The 18,309-nt window shown below is 62.8% G+C and carries 15 protein-coding genes and 1 pseudogene; 5 read left to right on the top strand and 11 right to left on the bottom strand.

Translation table 11 applies throughout. From position 1 onward, the window contains the following. Positions 1-273: 273 nt before the first annotated feature. Positions 274-570, bottom strand: a complete 297-nt coding sequence (locus LOL23_RS18590; protein WP_160975547.1) for a DUF1488 family protein — start codon at positions 568-570, stop codon at positions 274-276. A 289-nt stretch (positions 571-859) separates the two neighbouring features. Here LOL23_RS18590 and LOL23_RS18585 point away from each other — a divergent pair, with 289 nt between their 5' ends. Beyond that, positions 860-1,543, top strand: a complete 684-nt coding sequence (locus LOL23_RS18585) for a 2OG-Fe(II) oxygenase (RefSeq protein WP_160975546.1) — start codon at positions 860-862, stop codon at positions 1,541-1,543. A 30-nt stretch (positions 1,544-1,573) separates the two neighbouring features. Here LOL23_RS18585 and LOL23_RS18580 read toward each other — a convergent pair whose 3' ends face one another. The 4 genes from LOL23_RS18580 to LOL23_RS18565 all read right to left on the bottom strand — a co-directional run bounded on the left by LOL23_RS18580 (position 1,574) and on the right by LOL23_RS18565 (position 9,331). Beyond that, positions 1,574-5,326 (bottom strand): AAA family ATPase, encoded by a 3,753-nt coding sequence (locus LOL23_RS18580; protein WP_160975545.1) that lies wholly within the window; start codon positions 5,324-5,326, stop codon positions 1,574-1,576. A 12-nt stretch (positions 5,327-5,338) separates the two neighbouring features. Beyond that, positions 5,339-6,583, bottom strand: a complete 1,245-nt coding sequence (locus tag LOL23_RS18575) for an exonuclease SbcCD subunit D C-terminal domain-containing protein (protein WP_160975544.1) — start codon at positions 6,581-6,583, stop codon at positions 5,339-5,341. Positions 6,584-6,764: 181 nt separating this feature from the next. Beyond that, positions 6,765-8,327, bottom strand: coding sequence for a sulfatase-like hydrolase/transferase (locus LOL23_RS18570; protein WP_237174092.1), 1,563 nt, complete (start codon positions 8,325-8,327; stop codon positions 6,765-6,767). Positions 8,328-8,353: 26 nt separating this feature from the next. After that, complete coding sequence (locus LOL23_RS18565; protein WP_160975542.1) at positions 8,354-9,331, bottom strand: tripartite tricarboxylate transporter substrate-binding protein; 978 nt, start codon at positions 9,329-9,331, stop codon at positions 8,354-8,356. Positions 9,332-9,433: 102 nt separating this feature from the next. Here LOL23_RS18565 and LOL23_RS18560 point away from each other — a divergent pair, with 102 nt between their 5' ends. Further along, positions 9,434-10,006, top strand: a complete 573-nt coding sequence (locus LOL23_RS18560; RefSeq protein WP_160975541.1) for a MarR family winged helix-turn-helix transcriptional regulator — start codon at positions 9,434-9,436, stop codon at positions 10,004-10,006. Between the two features lie 33 nt (positions 10,007-10,039). Here the strand turns inward: LOL23_RS18560 and LOL23_RS18555 are convergent, their stop codons facing one another. The 3 genes from LOL23_RS18555 to LOL23_RS18545 all read right to left on the bottom strand — a co-directional run bounded on the left by LOL23_RS18555 (position 10,040) and on the right by LOL23_RS18545 (position 13,636). Beyond that, positions 10,040-10,822 carry a uracil-DNA glycosylase gene (locus LOL23_RS18555; protein ID WP_160976831.1) on the bottom strand — a complete coding sequence of 261 codons (783 nt, stop codon included), beginning with the start codon at positions 10,820-10,822 and terminating at the stop codon, positions 10,040-10,042. Positions 10,823-11,113: 291 nt separating this feature from the next. After that, the gene (locus LOL23_RS18550) at positions 11,114-12,001 is read right to left on the bottom strand and encodes a pirin family protein (RefSeq protein ID WP_160975540.1); all 888 of its coding nucleotides are present in this window, start codon (positions 11,999-12,001) and stop codon (positions 11,114-11,116) included. Between the two features lie 189 nt (positions 12,002-12,190). Then, complete coding sequence (locus LOL23_RS18545; RefSeq protein WP_160975539.1) at positions 12,191-13,636, bottom strand: YdgA family protein; 1,446 nt, start codon at positions 13,634-13,636, stop codon at positions 12,191-12,193. Between the two features lie 155 nt (positions 13,637-13,791). On the opposite strand from LOL23_RS18545, the gene LOL23_RS18540 reads away from it, so the two are divergent. Continuing rightward, the gene (locus LOL23_RS18540) at positions 13,792-14,400 is read left to right on the top strand and encodes a 2-hydroxychromene-2-carboxylate isomerase (RefSeq protein ID WP_160975538.1); all 609 of its coding nucleotides are present in this window, start codon (positions 13,792-13,794) and stop codon (positions 14,398-14,400) included. On the opposite strand, the gene maiA is transcribed toward LOL23_RS18540, so the two are convergent. From maiA to LOL23_RS18525, 3 genes are read right to left on the bottom strand one after another with little or no spacing between them, the layout of a single operon-like run. Then, positions 14,397-15,044, bottom strand: coding sequence for a maleylacetoacetate isomerase (maiA, locus tag LOL23_RS18535; RefSeq protein WP_160975537.1), 648 nt, complete (start codon positions 15,042-15,044; stop codon positions 14,397-14,399). The two genes, LOL23_RS18540 and maiA, sit on opposite strands and share 4 nt — an antisense overlap. 41 nt (positions 15,045-15,085) lie before the next feature. Next, positions 15,086-16,072 carry a 4-hydroxy-3-methylbut-2-enyl diphosphate reductase gene (gene ispH, locus LOL23_RS18530; protein WP_160975536.1) on the bottom strand — a complete coding sequence of 329 codons (987 nt, stop codon included), beginning with the start codon at positions 16,070-16,072 and terminating at the stop codon, positions 15,086-15,088. Continuing rightward, positions 16,072-16,548: an FKBP-type peptidyl-prolyl cis-trans isomerase gene (locus LOL23_RS18525; RefSeq protein WP_160975535.1), complete on the bottom strand. Its 477-nt coding sequence runs from the start codon at positions 16,546-16,548 to the stop codon at positions 16,072-16,074. The genes ispH and LOL23_RS18525 overlap by 1 nt, the downstream gene beginning before the upstream one ends. Before the next feature lie 84 nt (positions 16,549-16,632). Here LOL23_RS18525 and radC point away from each other — a divergent pair, with 84 nt between their 5' ends. Next, positions 16,633-17,361 carry a RadC family protein gene (gene radC, locus LOL23_RS18520; protein ID WP_160975534.1) on the top strand — a complete coding sequence of 243 codons (729 nt, stop codon included), beginning with the start codon at positions 16,633-16,635 and terminating at the stop codon, positions 17,359-17,361. Positions 17,362-17,497: 136 nt separating this feature from the next. Continuing rightward, positions 17,498-18,181: pseudogene (gene kynB / locus LOL23_RS18515) on the top strand (arylformamidase); the annotation flags it as partial. Positions 18,182-18,309: the final 128 nt, after the last annotated feature.

Below are 18,309 nucleotides of genomic sequence, written 5' to 3'. Positions count from 1 at the left end.
ATCGACAACTTGCAGCACCGGCTGAGGAACCTGTTTTACTTTAACCCAACAGCCTCCGCGATTTCCGGTTCGATTCACCGTGTAGCACCAACGCGGGCTTAGGCCCGTATCGCTGATAAGCCAGGACGCGACCCTGTGACTCGGGCCGCCTCTGCAGCGCAACCGACGCGTTGCCAGTGTTTGCGCCTACCCTTCGCGAAGCAAGGGGTAAAATGCCTGGCGAACGGCCAACTGAAGCGCTCAAAACCGGCACACCCCCGCTCGGCGAGGCATTCACGGCGGCGACATTTCCTTGCCGGGATCGTCTTCGTCGAAGTCGCCGCTACCGAGTTCGATGACACCATCCACGAGCGGGGTGTTGCGGGCATCTTCGGCGGCGGCAATGATTCTTACCCGTCCGCGCTCGAAAGCATCGAGCAATTCGCTGCCACTGTCGTCGCGGGCGCCGAACGCCTGCACCAGCGCCTCAGCGGAAATTTCGTAGGTGCGTTTGTCTTCGCCTTCACCCCAATCGAAACGCACCAGCCCAGCATCAAACTTCGCATCGGCCTTCTTGGCAAATTCACCCATTACACTCTCCTGGTAAAACAGTCCGCGCGGTTCATTGCATGCATAGCAAATTATGAGCCTGCCGCACCGGGCCGTGCAAGCCACCCCGACACCACCGCAGTTGCCGCGGGCAACAAGTTAAATGACGAAGGCCGCGCACGTTCGCAACAGCCCGTATCAAATGCTGGCGCCTGCTTGCGCCATGGAATAAAATTGCCCTCCTACATTTTCGGGCCTGCAAATCAACGCCTGTGCCACGGCTGTCAAGGCCGCATCGCACTCGGTTGCCGGCCCAACCGGATCACTTTCCATGCCTAACTTCGAGGCACTGCTTGATGCGCTGGAGACAGACGGCTGGGCCGTTGCCGACCAGCTTTTGCCGGACACGCTGATCATGCAACTGCGCCAGGCGGGCAGGCAGGCGTGGCGCCAGGGCCTTTTCCGCGATGCGCATGTGGGCTCGCCCAAACAGCCCATCCGCAATACTGTAATACGCGGCGACACCATTCACTGGCTCGAACCCAGCCACCCCGCTGCGGGCTGCCAGGCTTTTCTGGAGTGGGCAGACACCCTGCGGCTTGCGTTGAATCGCGCCTTCTATGTAGGCCTGCGCCGGGCCGAGTTCCATTTTGCCCGCTACGGTGCGGGCCAGGGCTACCAGCGCCATATCGATCAGCACCAAGGCCAGCCGCACCGCAAGATTTCGCTGGTGCTGTACCTGAACCGTGTCTGGCAAGACGACAACGGCGGCGAGCTATGCCTGTACGACCCGCAGGCTCCAGACACCGTCCTCAAGAAGGTACAGCCGCGGCTGGGCCGTATTGTGGTGTTTCGCAGTGATCTTATCCCGCACGCCGTGCTGCCCTGCACGCGGCCCCGCTGGAGCCTCACCGGCTGGTTCCGCAGCGACGACGCGCTGATTGACTTGGGCACGGCCCCACCTGCGGCCAATGATGATTTCCCGGGATCCACACCGTCAGGCGCGGCGGCCTGACGCGGGCCCGTCAAGGCGCACGGTGCCGTGCTAGGCTACACGCCGACAACCAGGCCCGGCCAGTACACTACGCCCGCCCGTCTGCGGCGCCACACGCACCTGCGTGCCGATGCGCTCTTTCAGCGCCGGCACGTGCGAGATCACGCCGATCAACTTACCCGCCTGCTGCAGGCTTCCCAGAGTGCTGAGCGCGGTATCCAGGGCATCCTCATCCAGCGTGCCGAAGCCCTCATCCAGAAACAACGAATCCACCCGTACGTTCCGGCTGGCCATGCTGGACAGCCCCAACGCCAATGCCAGGCTGACGATAAAGCTTTCGCCGCCCGATAGGTTTTTGGCGGTGCGCACCTCGCCTGCCTGATAGTTGTCGATGACGTTCAGCTCCAGCGGCTGCGCCGGATCCCTCACCAGCAGATAACGATCGGTCATGTTCTGCAATTGACGGTTGGCGTGGCCGATCATCATGTCAAACGTCAGGCCTTGCGCAAAATTACGGAACTTCTTGCCATCTGCGGAACCGATCAATTCATGCAAGTGATCCCAGCGTGCGCACTCGATCTGCTGCGTGGCAATGGCATGTACACGGTCAGCCTGGGTGCGCCGTAGTGCGGCATGATCGTCCAGGCGGTTGCGCACCGCAGCGAGCTCCAGCATCATGGCCTGATGCCGCGCGCGCAGGCTATCGCGGGCCAGCATCACGGCGTCCCGTGGCTCATCCGTACGCGCCTGTTCACGCAATTGCACCAGACGCTCTTCGTGGTTGGCGATGCGCAACGCCAGCGCGGCATGATCGCGATCCAGCCGGGCCGCTTCCTCGGCCAGTTCACGCCGGGTCGTATCGGGCAGGCGCGCTGCCACAAACGAACGCTCATCCGCGAAACCTGCGGCCTGTAGACGGACGGCGAACGCGGGCTCCTGCTCTGCTAGCCGAACGGCTCGGCGTGCGAGCGTAGCATCCAACGCATCAATGTGCGCCAACAGGCCTTGTATCTCGCGCACCAGGGTGTCATGCGACGCGCGTGCCTGATCGCGCGCCTGCTCAGCTTCGCGCACTGCGCCGGCCAGCATCGATTCACGCACTGCGGGGTCCGCGTCGCCGATCAGGCTCCGCCGCTGGCTGCGCAAGGCATCGCAACGACCATCGAGGTTTGCGCGACGCACGCCCGCCTGCGCCAGCGACTGCACAATCGAATCAGCCTGCGCGGTAAACTGGCGCAACTTAGCTTCTAACAACGCAATATCGCGCTCTACCTCGGCATGGCGCTGCTGGCGCGCCTGCCATGCATCGCGCCGGGCAGCCAATGTCGCCCTGGCGCCAGAAAAAACAGCGCGGTCATCCCCGGCCGTGTCCAGCCCATAAGTGGCCAGCATCCGATCCAGCGCGACACGGGCCTCCCCTACTTCCGTATCAGCCTCGTCTGCCTCGGCACGTGCCTGCTCCTGTGCTTGCCGGGCCATGTCGCACTGGTGAACCGCATCCTGTGTTTGCTGCATGACCTTCCCCAGTGCCGCTTGCGCATGCTCGGCGGATGACTGGATCCCTTGACACGCCTGCGTGGCGGCGTCGGCCTCTCGCACGACCCGCTGCGCCTCGCGCAACGCATCCACTAGTGTGTCGCGCAGCGCAGACAATGCCGCCTGTCGCAGCGCTTCGCGATCACCGCCATACAGCGATTTGAGCGCCGTCCCTTCGCTCGCGAGCGGCAGTGGCGCATCCGGCTGCAGTGCCAGCTGTGCCAGTTGCTGAAGCAGCGCCAACAAAGCGTCATGCTGCGTAGCCGCCTGCGCCTGCGCCTGTCGCCCGGCCTCACGCGCCTGTCCCATATCGTGCTCCGCACCCGTCAGTGCAACCTGGCCGGCGGTGGCCCGCTCACGGGCCTCACGCAAAGCAGTGCGGGCCGCATCGAGCTGCTGGCGGGTATCATCCGGCGCAGGGATTGCTGTATCGTGAGCAAAGGGATGTTCGCGGGCGCCACACAAGGGGCAGGGATCGCCATCGCGCAGATCGTGCCGGGCGTCTTCCAGCGAGGCGATGCGCTGCAGCAGCACCCACTGCGTCTGCAGCAGGCCTTCCTCGCGCTCCAGTGCATCCACGGCCACCAGGGCCGCATCGCGTTCGGCACGCCGCTGCTGCAAACACTCGGCCAATGCCTGCTCACGGCGCTGTGCGCCCTCTATCCGGCAATGGGCTTCGCCCAATGCCGCTTGGGCCACACATGCCGCATCCAGCACCCGGCGCGCTTCCTGCAATGTGTGAACCTGCTCACGCCAGGCGGTGAGCGGCCGCCCCGCCAGCGTAGCGTCCAAGCGCGTACGGGCGTCGGCCAGGGGCGCGACTTGGCGGGCAAGCTCAGCCTCGGCATGCTCGCGGGCCTGCACAAGCGCGTTGCGCTGCTGTTGCGCGACGGTCAAGCGGGCGTACGCCGCCTCAACCGCCCGCCGCCTGCCATCGCTGCGCGCAAACAGCGTCTGCAAGCGTCCCAGCGCGCTATCTATGCCCGCCAATTGTTCAGCCAATTGCCCGTCCACGGCGTGCAGGCCTTGCCAAGTCTCGATCTCGCGCCGCTCGCCGCGCTGCGCGTCCAGCTTGTCGAGCGCGGCCTGCTGTTGTGCCGCGAGTTCCGCCTGCCGTTCGCGCAAACCCCGCTCCGCATCCATGGCATCGGCCGCGTGCGCCTGCGCTTCACGCAGTTGCACATCCAGTTGGGCTACGCGGCGCAGCACTGGCAGTGCCTCCTCATAGGCGCTGCGCGCGACCGCATGTGCGGCGGCGGCACGGTGTGCCGCGGCTTCCGCTTCGCCGCGCCCTGCCTGCCGCACATCCAGTGTTGCATGGGCCTGCCCGAGCGCAGCGCGATCCTGACTGTTTGCGTTGCGCTCGACCTCAAGGGCGGCGTAATCCGCCTGCAACTCAAGCGCAGCTGCAGCCCGCGCCAAAGTTTCGCGCCGCGGTGCGAAGCCCTGCATCTGCACTGCCAACTCGCCCTGCCGGGCATTGTCTCGGGCAAGGTCTTCCTGCAAACGAGCCAACTCATCGAACCAAGCAAGCAGGCCGTCGTAATGTGCAACATCGCGCTGCAACGCCTGATCGCCCATGGTCAGTTCATCGCGCCGCAACACCAGCGCAGCAACTTCTTCCTCGCTCAGCAGGTGCATACCGGCCAGTTCGGCCTGCAGCACATCAAGCCGTGCACGCGCGTCGCTGCGCCGCTCGTGCACACCCATCGAAATGCGACTGTAGATTTCAGTGCCGGTGATCTGCTCCAGTACAGGACCACGTTCGTCCGGAGGCGCCTGCAAGAATGCGGCGAATCCGCCTTGCGCCAACAGCATGGAGCGCGTGAAGCGGTCGAAATCCATGCCCGTCAGGTTTTCTACCTGTTCCGCCACGCCGCGCAAGCTGGCATCAATGATCTTGCCAGTGTCGATTTCGCTGATCTCATGACGCGGCAACTGCAGCTCGCCTGTGGCTTTGCGCCTGGCGCGGTGATGCCCCCAGTGGCAGCGATAGCGGCCAGAGCTGGTCTCGAAGCACACCTCGGCAAAACACTCGCCCGTTTGGCGCGACATGATGTCGTTGCCACTTTTAGTGATCTTGCCCAGCCGCGGCGTACTGCCATAGAGTGCCAGGCAGATGGCATCGAGAATTGTGCTCTTGCCCGCCCCGGTGGGGCCGGTAATGGCAAAGATGCCGCCTGCGGCGTAATCGGGGTGGGTGAAATCGATCTCCCACTCTCCCGCCAGTGAATTCAGGTTGCGGAACCGCACCTTCAGTATGCGCATGTGTCGCCTCGCCTATTCCGCACGCGCGTCATGCTCGAGCACCGAGGCCAACACAGCACGGTAGCTGTCGAGCAGCGCATCACGCTGCGCCGGCGGTACATCATGCGCCGCCAAGCAGCGCTGAAAGACCTCTTCCGGGTTCAGGTCATCCAGCGTTTCGGCGCTATCGGCCTGCGCCAGTGCCAATGCCGCAACGCGGTTGTTGCGCACGCGCAGTATCTCGATGGCGGAACCTGCCACTAGCGCATCAAGCCGATCGCGCAGATCGCCCAGCACAGCGCTGCCTTCGTAGAAAACCTCAACCCAGGCATGTGATTGCGCCGCTTTCAGCGCCGCCAGCCGGGCCGCGATGCCTTCCCAATCACCGGTGATGCGCACCAATTCCTGGAATACCGGCACGTCGATTTCACGCACAGCCACGTTCACCCCCTGATCAAGGCGGCCCTCCAGCTCGACCACACAGACACGCTTTTGCTGGCCAGCCTCGCCAAACCCCATGGGTATGGGCGAACCGCAATAACGCCGTGTGTCGGCACCGCCCACGCGTTGCGGCACATGCAGGTGGCCCAGGGCAAGGTAATCAAAACAATCCGGGAACATACCGCCCGACACATGCGCCAGCGTGCCCACATACAACTCGCGAACGCCATCGCCGTCGATGGTCTGCCCGCCCGCCGTGAACAAATGCCCCATGCCAACAATGGGCAATGCCTGGCCGAGCACCTCGCGGCGCGCCTGGGCGGAAGCGGCAACCGCCGCGTAATGATCGCGTATGCCCTCGGTGAGCTTGCGTTCTTTGTCTTCCATGCTTTCGCCGGCCTCTGCGGCGCGGATATCGCGATCCCGCAGATAGGGAACAGCACAGACAATCAGCGCGGGGCCGCCCTGTGCATCGTCAAGCACAATGACCTCATCGGCAGGGTCTTGAGCGGCACTTCCCACCACGTGCACGTCCAGCGCCTTGAGCAGTTCGCGCGGCGCATCCAGAAACGAAGGTGAATCATGGTTTCCTGCAATTACCACGACATGCCGGCAGGACGAACGCGCAATGCGGCACAGAAAACGGTAATACAGGGCCTGGGCGCGATTGCTGGGCGTGCTGGTGTCGAACACGTCGCCTGCCACCAGCAGCACATCGATCTGCTCACGCTCTATGCAGCCGACCAGCCATTCAAGAAACGCTTCAAATTCTTCATAGCGCCTGCGGCCATATAAGGCGCGGCCCAAATGCCAGTCGGAGGTATGCAGGATCTTCATGGATAGACAGCGAACGGGAGGTATCCGCGCGCAGCGCGCGCTGTTAGCCTGCCAGTATATCCCCCACGCAGCATGCACTGCGGCGCCCCGCAGCACGGTGCGTGGCCACATTCGCGCACAAACGCCTCAGCCAGGCCAAAGGCCGCCGATGCGCCAAGGACGCGGGCGGCCCACCCACCCATTACCACTGGCCGAAAAACACCCCCGCCTTCTTGTAGGCATTGGTGCCGCGCTCGACCTCCGCGTCCGTCACCGTCGTGCGGCGCTTGAGGCTCATGAACCACTGCAGCAACCGCCCCCGACATTCGGCCCGCACGTCCGCATGCGCCGGCGAGCGGCCAAGATCCGTGAATTGCTGCGGATCATTCTCCAGATCGTAAAGCTGTTCAGGCTCATCGAGCCAATACACATAACGCCAACGATCAGTGCGCACCGACCACGCCCTGGCATTGGCGGGCGATTTACCTCGCAGCACGCGCGCCAGCCGGTAGCTGTAATCCAGTTCGGAGAACACGCAGTCGCGCCATGGCCCGTGCTCGCCACGCAACAGCGGCAGCAGATCGCGCCCCTCGATGCGGTGCGAGGCCTGCGGCAAACCCAGCCAAGACAGCATCGTCGGCAGAACATCCACGGATTCGATCATTCTGTCGTCGACAGTGCCGCGCGTAGTATCCGCTTCCGGCGAAGGATCGTACACGATGAAGGGCACGCGCTGCACCGCATCATAGAACAGCTCTTTCTCTCCGAACCAGTGATCGCCCAGAAAATCACCATGGTCGGCAGTGAAGATAATCAGCGTGTTGTCCATCAGCCCGCTACGCGACATCGCATCGAACAGCCGGCCCAGATGGTCGTCCAATTGGGTAATCAGCCCCTGATAGGCGGGCCGCACGGTGCGCACACAGGCGTCACTTGAGAAGCTGACGCTTTCTTCCTGCTGGCGGTAGGCCGCCAGCACGGGGTGCGCATCTGCCAGTTCCGCCTCGCTGCGTACCACAGGCAGGCATTGGTCGGGGCTGTACATATTGTGATATGGCGCGGGCGCAATATAAGGCCAGTGCGGTTTCACGTAGCTCAGGTGCAGTACCCAGGGCTGGTCTCCCATGCGCTCCATAAAGGACAAAGCCTGGTTCGTCATATAGGCGGTTTCCGAATGCGCTTCGTCCACCAGCGAGGGATAGCACGCATTACGCATATGCCAGCCGCTCACGGCTTGGCCGCCGGGGCCGCGCGCGGAGATGACAAAGTCTGTCCAGGGGTCGTCGGACTGATAGCCATGCCGGCGAAGATAGGCCGGGTACCCGCTTTCCTCGCCAGGCTCGTGGTGGCCATCGTAGCGATCGATCTCTTCGAAACCGCCCGTGCTGAGCAAACGGCCCAGTTCGCCGCCACCATCAAGCGCCAGGCGCTCCAGCCCTTTGTGATCGACCATGACATGCGTTTTGCCGGCCAGTACCAGCCTATGTCCACCGGCACGCAAATATTCGCCCATGGTCACCTCACCCACCGACAGCGGCACGCGGTTCCATGTGGCGCCATGTGTAGAGGGGTAGCGGCCGGTGTAGTAGCTCATGCGCGAGGGCCCACAGACGCCCGAATTGACGAAGGCACGGTCAAAGCGCACACCCCGCGCGGCCAGCGCATCCAGGTTGGGGGTGCGGATATGGGGATGGCCATAGCAGGCGAGGTGATCCGCCCGCAACTGATCGGCCATGATAAACAAGACGTTTCTGGGCTGCGCCATGCTGTCTGCCTCTCTCCGCCGCACGCCTATTTCGTGACCACGAAACCGGACGCCTTGATCACCGGCGCCCACTGCTCGCGGAATTGCTCGATGCGCGCACGAGTTTCCTTGGCGCTGGCCGACACAGGGATCAATTCATTTTGCAGCAGCGTTTGCTGTACAGCCGAATCAGCCGTGACTGCCTTGATGGCGTCGCCCAGGCGGGCAACCTTGTCGGCCGGCATGGACGCAGGGGCAAAGAAAGCATTCCAACCGGACGCTTCCAGATCGACGCCCACCTGCTTGAACGTGGGCACGTCGGGCAGCGCGGTTTCGCGCTCACCGCCCGATGTCGCCAGAATGCGGATGCGCTTGCCTTGGTGCTGGGCAGTCAGCACATCCAGCGTATCGATGGCCAGCGGCACCGCGCCGCCGATAAGATCGGTAATCACGGGCGCGGAACCGCGATAGCCGATGATTTCACCCTTGGCGCCAATCTGCTGGGACAGCATGAGGCCAAAGAAATGCGGCAGACTGCCGGTGGCCGGCACACCGATATTGAACGCACCCGGATGCTCCTTGGCCCAGCCAATCAGCTGCTTCATGTCCTGGATTTTGCTGTCTGCCGACACCGCAACGCCAAAACCATATTGCGTCACCATGGAAACGGGCTGAAAATCTTTGGCGGCATCGTAAGAGAGTTCGCTGAAAACCATGGGCGCCACAACCATGATGGCGGGGTTAGCCAGGATCAGAATATTCTTGTCAGCTGACGCACCTTTTACATACTGGGCGGCAATACGACCGCCCGCGCCGGTTTTATTCTCGACGATGACGGGGACGCCGAGCTTTTTCTGCAGGCCGTCCGACACAATGCGCGCTGCGCGATCAGAGGCACCGCCCGGCGCATAGGGTACGACGACAGTAAGTGGTTCCGCGGGGGCGGCGGCGTGCGACGCGCCCGTGAACAAAAGCCCCGACAGCAGGCAGGCCGCCGCTGCGGCGCGAATGGGATTCTGGACCATGAGTTGTCTCCTTTTCTTGATCTGTATCAGTTCTGAGCAACAGCTTAACAAGGCAGACAATAGTTGTTCTAATCAAATATCGTCCCGATCAAAGGTCACCCGATGGCCAGCACGCCCATACCTCCTTCCACCCCCGCACCCTGTACGCAAGGCGCGCCCGCACTCACAGCGGCCGGCGCCGGGGCGCCCACGCTGCCGGGCATGATGATGTTCCGGCTGTATCGCGCCTGGTCGGCTGGCAACCCGATCTTCACCCGTCTATGTGAAGGCCGCTTCAATATCACCCGGCGCGAGTGGCGCATACTGGCCATCGCCTGCATGCATCACACGCTCACCAGCACCGCACTGGCCGAAGCCGCATCACTGGATGCAGCCCGCACCTCCCGAGCTGTGGGGTCATTGTGCGAAAAAGGCCTGTTGGCGCGTGCCCGCGACGAGCGCGACGCGCGTATCGTGCACGTATCCGTCACGGAGCACGGCATGCAGCGCTATCACGACATCATGCCCATCGTCGCGTCCCTGAATGAAGAAGTGTTCCAAGATCTCAGCCCAACGGAAATCGTGGCGCTGGGCAGCATGCTAGACCGCATTGAAGCCCGCGCAGCTGCAATGCTGGAAAGCAATGTCGTGCAGGAAAGGCCCAGGCGCAATCGGCAAGGGCGGCCGATTCGCTGACGGCCGCATGCGCTTGCGGAAACGGTGCGATCGTCAGGCCGTTGTCACCGCCTGCGCCAGCGCAACATCATTGGTCAGCCAATCCACCCCACGCTCCCCTCGGGCCTGCAGCCAGTCGTTGGCGGCGCGAAAGTGGCCGCAGCCCATGAAAGGCCGAGGCGGACGCGTGGCGGACAGGGGCGACGGATGGTTGGCGCACAGTATATGCACGGGCCCGGCAGGCGGATGCTCGCGCAGCAGCGCCTGTTTGGATTGCGCATGCGCCCCCCACAGCAGAAACACCTTGGGCCGCGGCTGACGCAGTACGTGGAGCAAAATGGCATCGGTGAGGATTTCCCATCCACGCTTGGCGTGCGAGCCCGCCTGCTGAGCCTCGACCGTCAGGCTCGCGTTGAGCAACAACACCCCTTGCCGTGCCCAACGCACCAGGCTGTTGCGCTGGCGCACGTATTCGCCAGGGTATTCCTGGGCCAGTTCGGCAAACATATTGCGCAGGCTGGGCGGTGTACGGCAGATATCGGGTACCGAAAACGCCAGCCCCTGAGCCTGGTTGGGGCCGTGGTAAGGATCCTGGCCCAGGATCACCACCTGTACATCCTCGGGCGCCACCTCGAGCAGCGCCCGGAAGGGCCGCAAGGGAAAGATGGTCACACCTTCGGCCAGCCGTGCCGACAAAAATCCATCGAGCGACCGCAGCGTTTCCTGACAATGAGAAGCGTCAAACACACCTTGCCAGCCGAGTGGGAGACTGGCAAGGTGATCGACGAGCCGACCCTGGAAGGCATTCTGCACGCCATCAAAGCCGTTTCCGCTCATGTTGACGCCCGGCTGGGGTTCCAGTGCGGCGGCAGGCTTGTTGCCAGCATCCGCCGCAGGCGGCAACGAGGAACGGGCAATCGCCCCTTCGTTATCGGGCAGAGGCTGCCCGTGCTCATCAAACATAGGGATATTCTGTTGTCGCAAAACGTGGGCTCCTGAATGGCAGCGAGGCGGCGCAACGCCGGGCCTTTGCTACGATAACGCATTGGCGGGCCTCCGCCAATGCAAAGCGGGCGGGGCATTACTGCCCCGCCCGCCGCACGCGTCATCTGGCACGCCGCCCCGCGTTCAGGCCTGGTTATGGAACTTACCCGCCTGAAAGTCCGCCACGGCCTGCATGAGCTGCTCACGCGTGTTCATGACGAACGGCCCGTATTGCGCGATGGGTTCGCGCAGCGGTTTACCGGCGATTAGTAGCGCACGCGCGGCCGCGCTGGCGCGCAACACGACACCGTCGCCATCGTTGGCCAGGATGGCCATCTGGCCCGTCGGCACCTTGACCTCACCCACTTCGACATCGCCGCGATACGCAAACACAAAGCCGTTGAAACCTTCCGGCACAGCCTGTGTGAAGTCGCCGGCGGCATCGAAATGCACATCGAGATAGAGCGGCGCTGTCACCGGGCGCTGTACCGCCCCTGCCACGCCATGGCTGGAACCGGCAATGACACGCACCCGCACTGCCTCACCCAACGTAAACTCGGGAATCTCGGCACTCTGGATGTCGCGATAGCCTGGCGTCGTCATCTTGTCGCGCGCAGGCAGATTGAGCCACAGCTGAAAGCCATCCATCCGCCCCGATTCCTGTTCGGGCAGTTCCGAATGCACCAGCCCGCTGCCAGCGGTCATCCATTGCACTCCGCCATTTTGCAACAGGCCTTCATGCCCCGCACTGTCGCGATGCCGCATGCGGCCCTCGATCATGTAGGTGATTGTCTCGAAGCCACGATGCGGGTGATCCGGAAAACCAGCGATATAGTCGTCGGGGTTATCGCTTGAGAAGTTGTCCAGCATCAGATAAGGATCCAGGCGCTGCTGCAGATCCTGCGTCAATACTCGATTCAGGCGTACGCCGGCGCCGTCCGAAGTCGGCACGCCGCGCACCAGCCTTTCTATACTGCGCGGACGCGCAATGCGCTCGGTTTCATTGAGCGTAATGGTGTGTACTGTATTCATGGCATTCCTTCTGTTGTCGAACCGCTGTTGCGGTTCCGTCACGTATGAAGAAATTATAGATAGTGCTCAAACCTGGGATAAGTGCCAATAAAAAGGACCGATTGTCCTATATTTGAACCCAATCAAAACAGGTACTCCCGTGGCTTCCGTGGCGCCGCAGCCCGATCGGCGGCAGGGGAGGCGCCAGACCTACATGAACAAGAGCATGGCTCGCATGAGAAACTCCTGCATCGGCATCACCACGCCATTGACCTGCATGGCGTTAGCCTCGTAAACCATATTCGTGGACGCTGTTCCATCATTGAGCTTGACCAGCCCCGCTTGCTGCAGGCGGCCGGCATATTGGTCGAACAACATGCCCCCGATGAGCTTGAGTTCGGCTTCGTCCACGCCCTCTTGGCGCAGATGCCGGAACACCTCGACCACCATAGGCCGAGAAACGCTGAGCTTGAGGCCAGCCTTGCGTACGAAGGCTGGTACGATCTGGGCGGACTGCAGTGCAGCCGGATCAGGCGCGGCAAAATCAAAAAGCAGGCTTCCCGTGGCTTGCCCTTGCGCATTCTTCCAGATCACGGGCTCAAGCAACAGAGACGGCCTGGAGATGAGTAGTTCGAGTATTCGGTCATTCAGCCGCTGCTGGTCGCTCGGTGTCAGCACCGCTTTGGCCGGATCCGTCACCCCCTGGCGCGCCAAAATGGCATCGTACTCGGTCCCCAGCGCCATTAGGGCAGGAATATCAAGGCGATTCAAACGACCGCCCACCGCCAGGCTGCCCAGGTCAAGCCCACCCGCCACCACACTGCCGATATCGTAGCGATGGACGGTATCGAGCAACTTGCCACTCTGCGTACTGTCGACCTGCGCACCGATCTGCCGAAGTACGATGTCATCTCCCGTTTCGGCCGCCCCTCCGTCGATCACAACGGTATCGACGCGCGCCTCGCTGGCGGAAATGATCGCGTTGTTCTCGCCTGTGCGCGTATTGCCGTTCAGGCGGATGTCTTTCATTGACACCGTGCCGCCGGAGGCATTGTCGGTGGCGGAGAGTGTCTGGAACAGACCCGCCGCATCGTTGTCGCGGAACTGGTTGCGAAAATCAAGCTGCATCGTCCCGCCACCGAACGCAATGCGTACGCCGTGGCGCGTGGCAAATGTCGCGGGCCGGAACGCCCAGGCGGAGCTGCTGTCGCCAGACAGGCGCACTGTGGTACTACCCGTCGCGGGCGTGCCATCGGGCTGGCTATCGACCCAAGCACGCGTATAGGGCGTAGCCAGCAGGCCTGTCTGGATATGTGCCAAGACCGGCATGACATAGCCCGACGCCAGCGAACCAGCGGGAAAAGGGCCATGCTGAATGTGATCGCGCAACCGGATTTCGACAGGGCGACCGCCAGCATCTTTGATATGCAGGTTATAGACGGCCGACGACGTGAAAAACCCGCGCTCATAGGATTCGAGATGCAGGCCGGGCCTGGCGGCCGTGACGTGGCCGAGCAACTGCCCGATGCGCGCATTGCCCTGCTTGAAGGCAGCGGCGTACACCGTTTCGGTACGCTTGCCAATATACCAAGTAGCGCCCAGCCAGGCGGCGCCCAGCAATACGATCGCCCCAACTGCCGCAGTGGCTTTTTTCACGTTTACTCCGTTCGCCGCCGAAAACAGCGGCCATTATCGCCGACATTGCGGTATGCCTTGAATCTTTCTACCATAACAAGCGCGCCGATGTCAGCGGCCGTAAGGTTTATCAGCAATTGCCAGGCCATGCCGCCACAACGACACCAAGGAACACTATGCCCCAGGCTATCGATTTTTACTTTGAGTTTTCGTCGCCCTATGGCTATTTTGCGAGCATGCAGATCGAAGACCTGGGGCGCGAAATCGGGCGCACGGTCAATTGGCACCCCATTTTGCTTGGGCCCATGTTCAAGTCCATGGGTTCCGCCCCACTGACGGAAATCCCCATCAAGGGTGACTATGCAAGGCGCGATTTTGCCCGCACCGCCGAGCTGGCCGGTATCCCGTTCACGCTGCCCACGCCGTTTCCAATCGCCACCGTAGGCGCCGCCCGCGCCATGCTGTATGTGCAGCGCAGCGATCCCGCCAAAGCTGCACAACTGGCGCGAGCGCTCTACCAGGCCTTCTTTGCCCATGGCCGCAACATCGGCGACAACGATGTGGTGTTGCAGGTCGCCGAAGAAACAGGCCTGCAGCGCGCAGATGTGGCCGCAGGCATGGCCGACGAAAGCATCAAGGCGCAACTCAAGGACGGCGTCGCGCAGGCCATGGCGCATGGCGTCTTCGGCTCCCCATTCGTGATCATCGACGGCGAGCCGTTCTGGGGCTTCGACCGCTTTGCCCACATCCGGCAATGGATGGCGGCGCGCCGCCACACAAACTAGCTTTCGCTATCGGGCTGGGCAGCAGGCGCGGCATCGCAAAATGCGTCTAGCTCCGCACACGCTTCGTCTATACGCACAATGGCGGGGAAGGCGGAAAGGTCGCACCCCATGCGCCGGGCGTTGAACACCTGCGGCACCAGGCAGGCATCGGCAAGCCCAGGGGCGTCGCCATGGCAGAAGCGCCCGGTATCCGGATGCCCGGCCAACAAGGCTTCGACCGAAGCCAGACCCACAGCGATCCAATGCTTGTACCAGTTGTCGCGCGCCTCGTCGCCCAGCCCCATGTCGTGCTTGAGATACCGGAGTACCCTCAGGTTGTTGAGCGGGTGGATGTCGCAGGCAATCGTCTGGGCAATGGCGCGCACACGCGCACGGCCAGCTGGATCCGCCGGCAGCAGTGGCGGCTGCGGATGGGTTTCGTCCAGATATTCCAGAATCGCCAGCGATTGCCCGATGACAACGTCCTCATCCACCAGCGTCGGTACCAATTGCGTCGGGTTCAGTGCGCGGTAGGCGGCCGAAAACTGTTGCCCACCATCCTTGAGCAAATGCACCGGCACCGTTTCATAGCCCAGCCCCTTCAGATTGAGCGCAATACGAACGCGGTAGGCGGCGGAACTGCGAAAATAGCTGTAGAGTTTCATCGGGCGTACTCCGTACATGAGTGTCCGCGAGCGGCCAGTGATCAGGCGTCGCCCGCAAGTTTACGCGACAATTCCCGCGGTAGCGGGAAGGCAACGTTTTCCGGCGTGCCATCCAGCGTACGCACCGAAATGGCGCCAAGCGCTTTCAGGCGATCAATCACCTGCTGCACCAGCACCTCGGGGGCGGATGCGCCCGCTGTCACGCCCACGCGGCGCGCGCCATCAAGCCAGGCTGGGTCTATCATGTCGGCGCTGTCCACCAGGTGCGCTTGCGCGCCCTTGCGCTCGGCCACTTCACGCAGCCGGTTGGAGTTCGAACTGTTGGGGCTGCCTACCACAAGTACCAGATCGCATTCTGGCGCCATGATTTTGACGGCATCCTGGCGATTCTGCGTTGCATAGCAGATATCGCTTTTCTTGGGTTCGACAATGCTCGGAAAGCGTTCGCGCAAAGCTCGCGCAACCGCTGCCGCATCATCGACCGACAAGGTGGTCTGGGTAACAAACGCCAGATTTTCCGGGTTGCTCACCTGTAGCGCGGCGACATCGTCCGGCGTTTCAACCAGATACATGCCACCGTCCGACTGCCCCAGCGTACCCTCAACCTCGGGATGCCCACGATGCCCGATCATGATGATCTCGCGGCCCGCCTTGCGCATGCGTGCGACCTCCATGTGCACCTTGGTGACCAGCGGGCAAGTGGCGTCGAACACACGCAGGCCCATACGTTCGGCCTCATCTCGCACCGCACGCGATACACCGTGAGCGGAAAACACCACAATGGCCCCCTTGGGCGCTTGCTCGAGCTCGTCGATGAAAATGGCGCCCTTGGCCCGCAAATCCGCCACGACATAACGGTTGTGCACGATTTCGTGACGCACATAGATAGGCGCGCCGAACAACTCGATGGCGCGTTCAACGATATCGATTGCCCGATCAACCCCGGCACAGAAGCCTCGTGGCTGCGCAAGTACGACTTCAGGCGCGCGCGCGGCCACTTGCGGATCGCCGGCTGCTTTCCCGGACATTACAGTACCCCCATCAAGGAAACTTCGATACGCAAATCGGCACCGGCCAGCGGATGATTGAAGTCAAACAGCGCGGCATCGGTGTTGATCTCTTTGAGCACACCCGAATATCGCCCCCCGTTGGGCGCCGCGAATTCGACCATTTCACCTGGCTCGAAGTTGACACCCGGCTCGGTGTTTTCATCCAGCACCGTACGCGACACCCACTGCAGCAAGTCGGGGTTGCGTTCGCCATAGGCTTGCGCAGCCGGCAGATCGACGCTGAAGCGGCTACCTTCGGCGCGCCCGATCAAGGCCTGCTCCATGCCGGGCGCCCACTGGCCCATGCCAAGCTGGAGCGTGGCGGGGTTGCCGGTAAAGGTATCCGCAAAAACAGAGCCGGCAGCCGGGCCGGTCAGCAGCTCGATGCGGTAATGCAGCGTCAGGTAGGAATCGGGCTGGACAAAAACCTGCGCGGAATCGGAAAAACTCGTCAAAATCTGTCACCGTGGAAGATGGCTGCGCGGCCGCTCGCGGCTTGGCGCAATCGGGTTGAATTTGTCCTTATTTTAGAGCCTCTTATGACACTGCACACCTCCAGCCACGATTCCTCCTCTTATCGTCCGCCCGCACGCCTGCGCAAGGCCGCGCCCAGTGCCGCCGAACGTCCGCGCGAACGCCTGCTGGCCCATGGTCCGGGGGCGCTGACCAATGCCGAGCTGCTGGCCATCGTTCTGCGTACCGGGACGGCTGGCTGCCCCGCAGTACAGCTCGGCCAAAAGCTGCTGAGCGAGTTCGACGGGTTGCGGGGCCTGCTCGGGGCCGACACAGGCGCCCTGCTCGCCGTCCACGGCCTGGGCGCAGCCAAGGCATGCGAAATTCTCGCGATCAGTGAATTGCATCAACGCGCACTGGCGGAGCAACTCAGTGCCCGGCCGACGCTGGATACGCCCATGCGGGTCAAGCAGTACTGCGCCGCCCGCCTCGGCCATCTACACGTGGAGCACTGCCTGGCGCTGTTTCTGGATAACCAGTTGCGGCTCATCGCCGCGGAAGAAGTGGCACGCGGCACACTGGCGCAGGCCTCGGTATATCCACGCGAGATTGTCAAAGCCGGCCTGCGCCTGCACGCTGCCGCACTCATCCTGGCGCATAACCACCCATCGGGCCGCGCGCAGGCCAGCGACGCCGACCGGGCTTTGACGGCACGCCTGAAGCAGGCGCTGGCGCTGGTGGATATCAGGTTGATCGATCATTTGATCGTTGCCGGCGCCAATACAGTATCGATGGCTGAACAGCGCCTTGTGTAGCACCTTATCCGTCCAGTTTCCCACTCGGACAACGCGCCGCTGGATCGCCCGCACCGCCTGTAAAACACATTGCCCACGCCGGCTGAAGTGGGGTAGTGTAGGCACATCGCCAGTGCAGACACGTCAGCGCCAGCACATGATTGCCAAGCGCCAGCTCACAAAACAGCGTAACACCATGAATCTCTCAAACCGCCCCGCAGTGCAGCAGGCCGACGCGTTGTGGGATATCTCTCCGCAGGTGTCCGTCAACTCGCCCGTGTTTCCGGGCGATACGCCATACTCGCAGTGCTGGACGGCCACGCTCGGCCCGGACGACCCGGTCAATGTCAGCGCCATCACGCTATCGCCGCATGTGGGCGCGCACGCCGACGCCCCTCTGCATTACCAGGCCGACGGCCTGCCCACGGGCGCCCTGCCGCTCGCCCCCTACCTCGGCCCCTGCCGCGTTATCCATGTGCTAAGCGGCGGGCCCCTGATTCTGCCAGAGCATCTTGTTCCTTATCTGAACGACGCGCCGCCCCGCATCCTCGTGCGAACGCGCGCGCGAGCCAGCACAGATGCGTGGACCGACGACTTCGCCGCCTTTGCCCCCGCCACCATCGATCTGCTGGCTGCTCGGGGCACTGTGCTGATTGGGCTGGACACCCCCAGCATCGACCCCGCTCACAGCAAAACCCTGGACAGCCATCAAACCATCGCGCGGCACGACATGCGCGTACTTGAAAACCTCCTGCTGGATGACGTCCCACCCGGCGACTATGAACTCATCGCCCTGCCTCTGGCTCTGGCGCAGGCCGACGCCAGCCCGGTCAGGGCCGTCTTGCGCAGCCTGCCCGCCACAACCATCTCGCAGTCCCAACCCACCCATATCAGGGCCGACATTGCCACGCCTGGTACGGCCACGCCCGCCTTGGGCCCTTGTCTCGCGAACGAAGCTACGCAGCCAGA

Source organism: Paracandidimonas lactea, assembly GCF_021653995.1.
GTDB classification, from domain to species: domain Bacteria; phylum Pseudomonadota; class Gammaproteobacteria; order Burkholderiales; family Burkholderiaceae_B; genus Allopusillimonas; species Allopusillimonas lactea.
The sequence above is the reverse complement of the archived record's forward strand: the minus strand, read 5'-3'. Positions and strand labels throughout refer to the sequence as shown.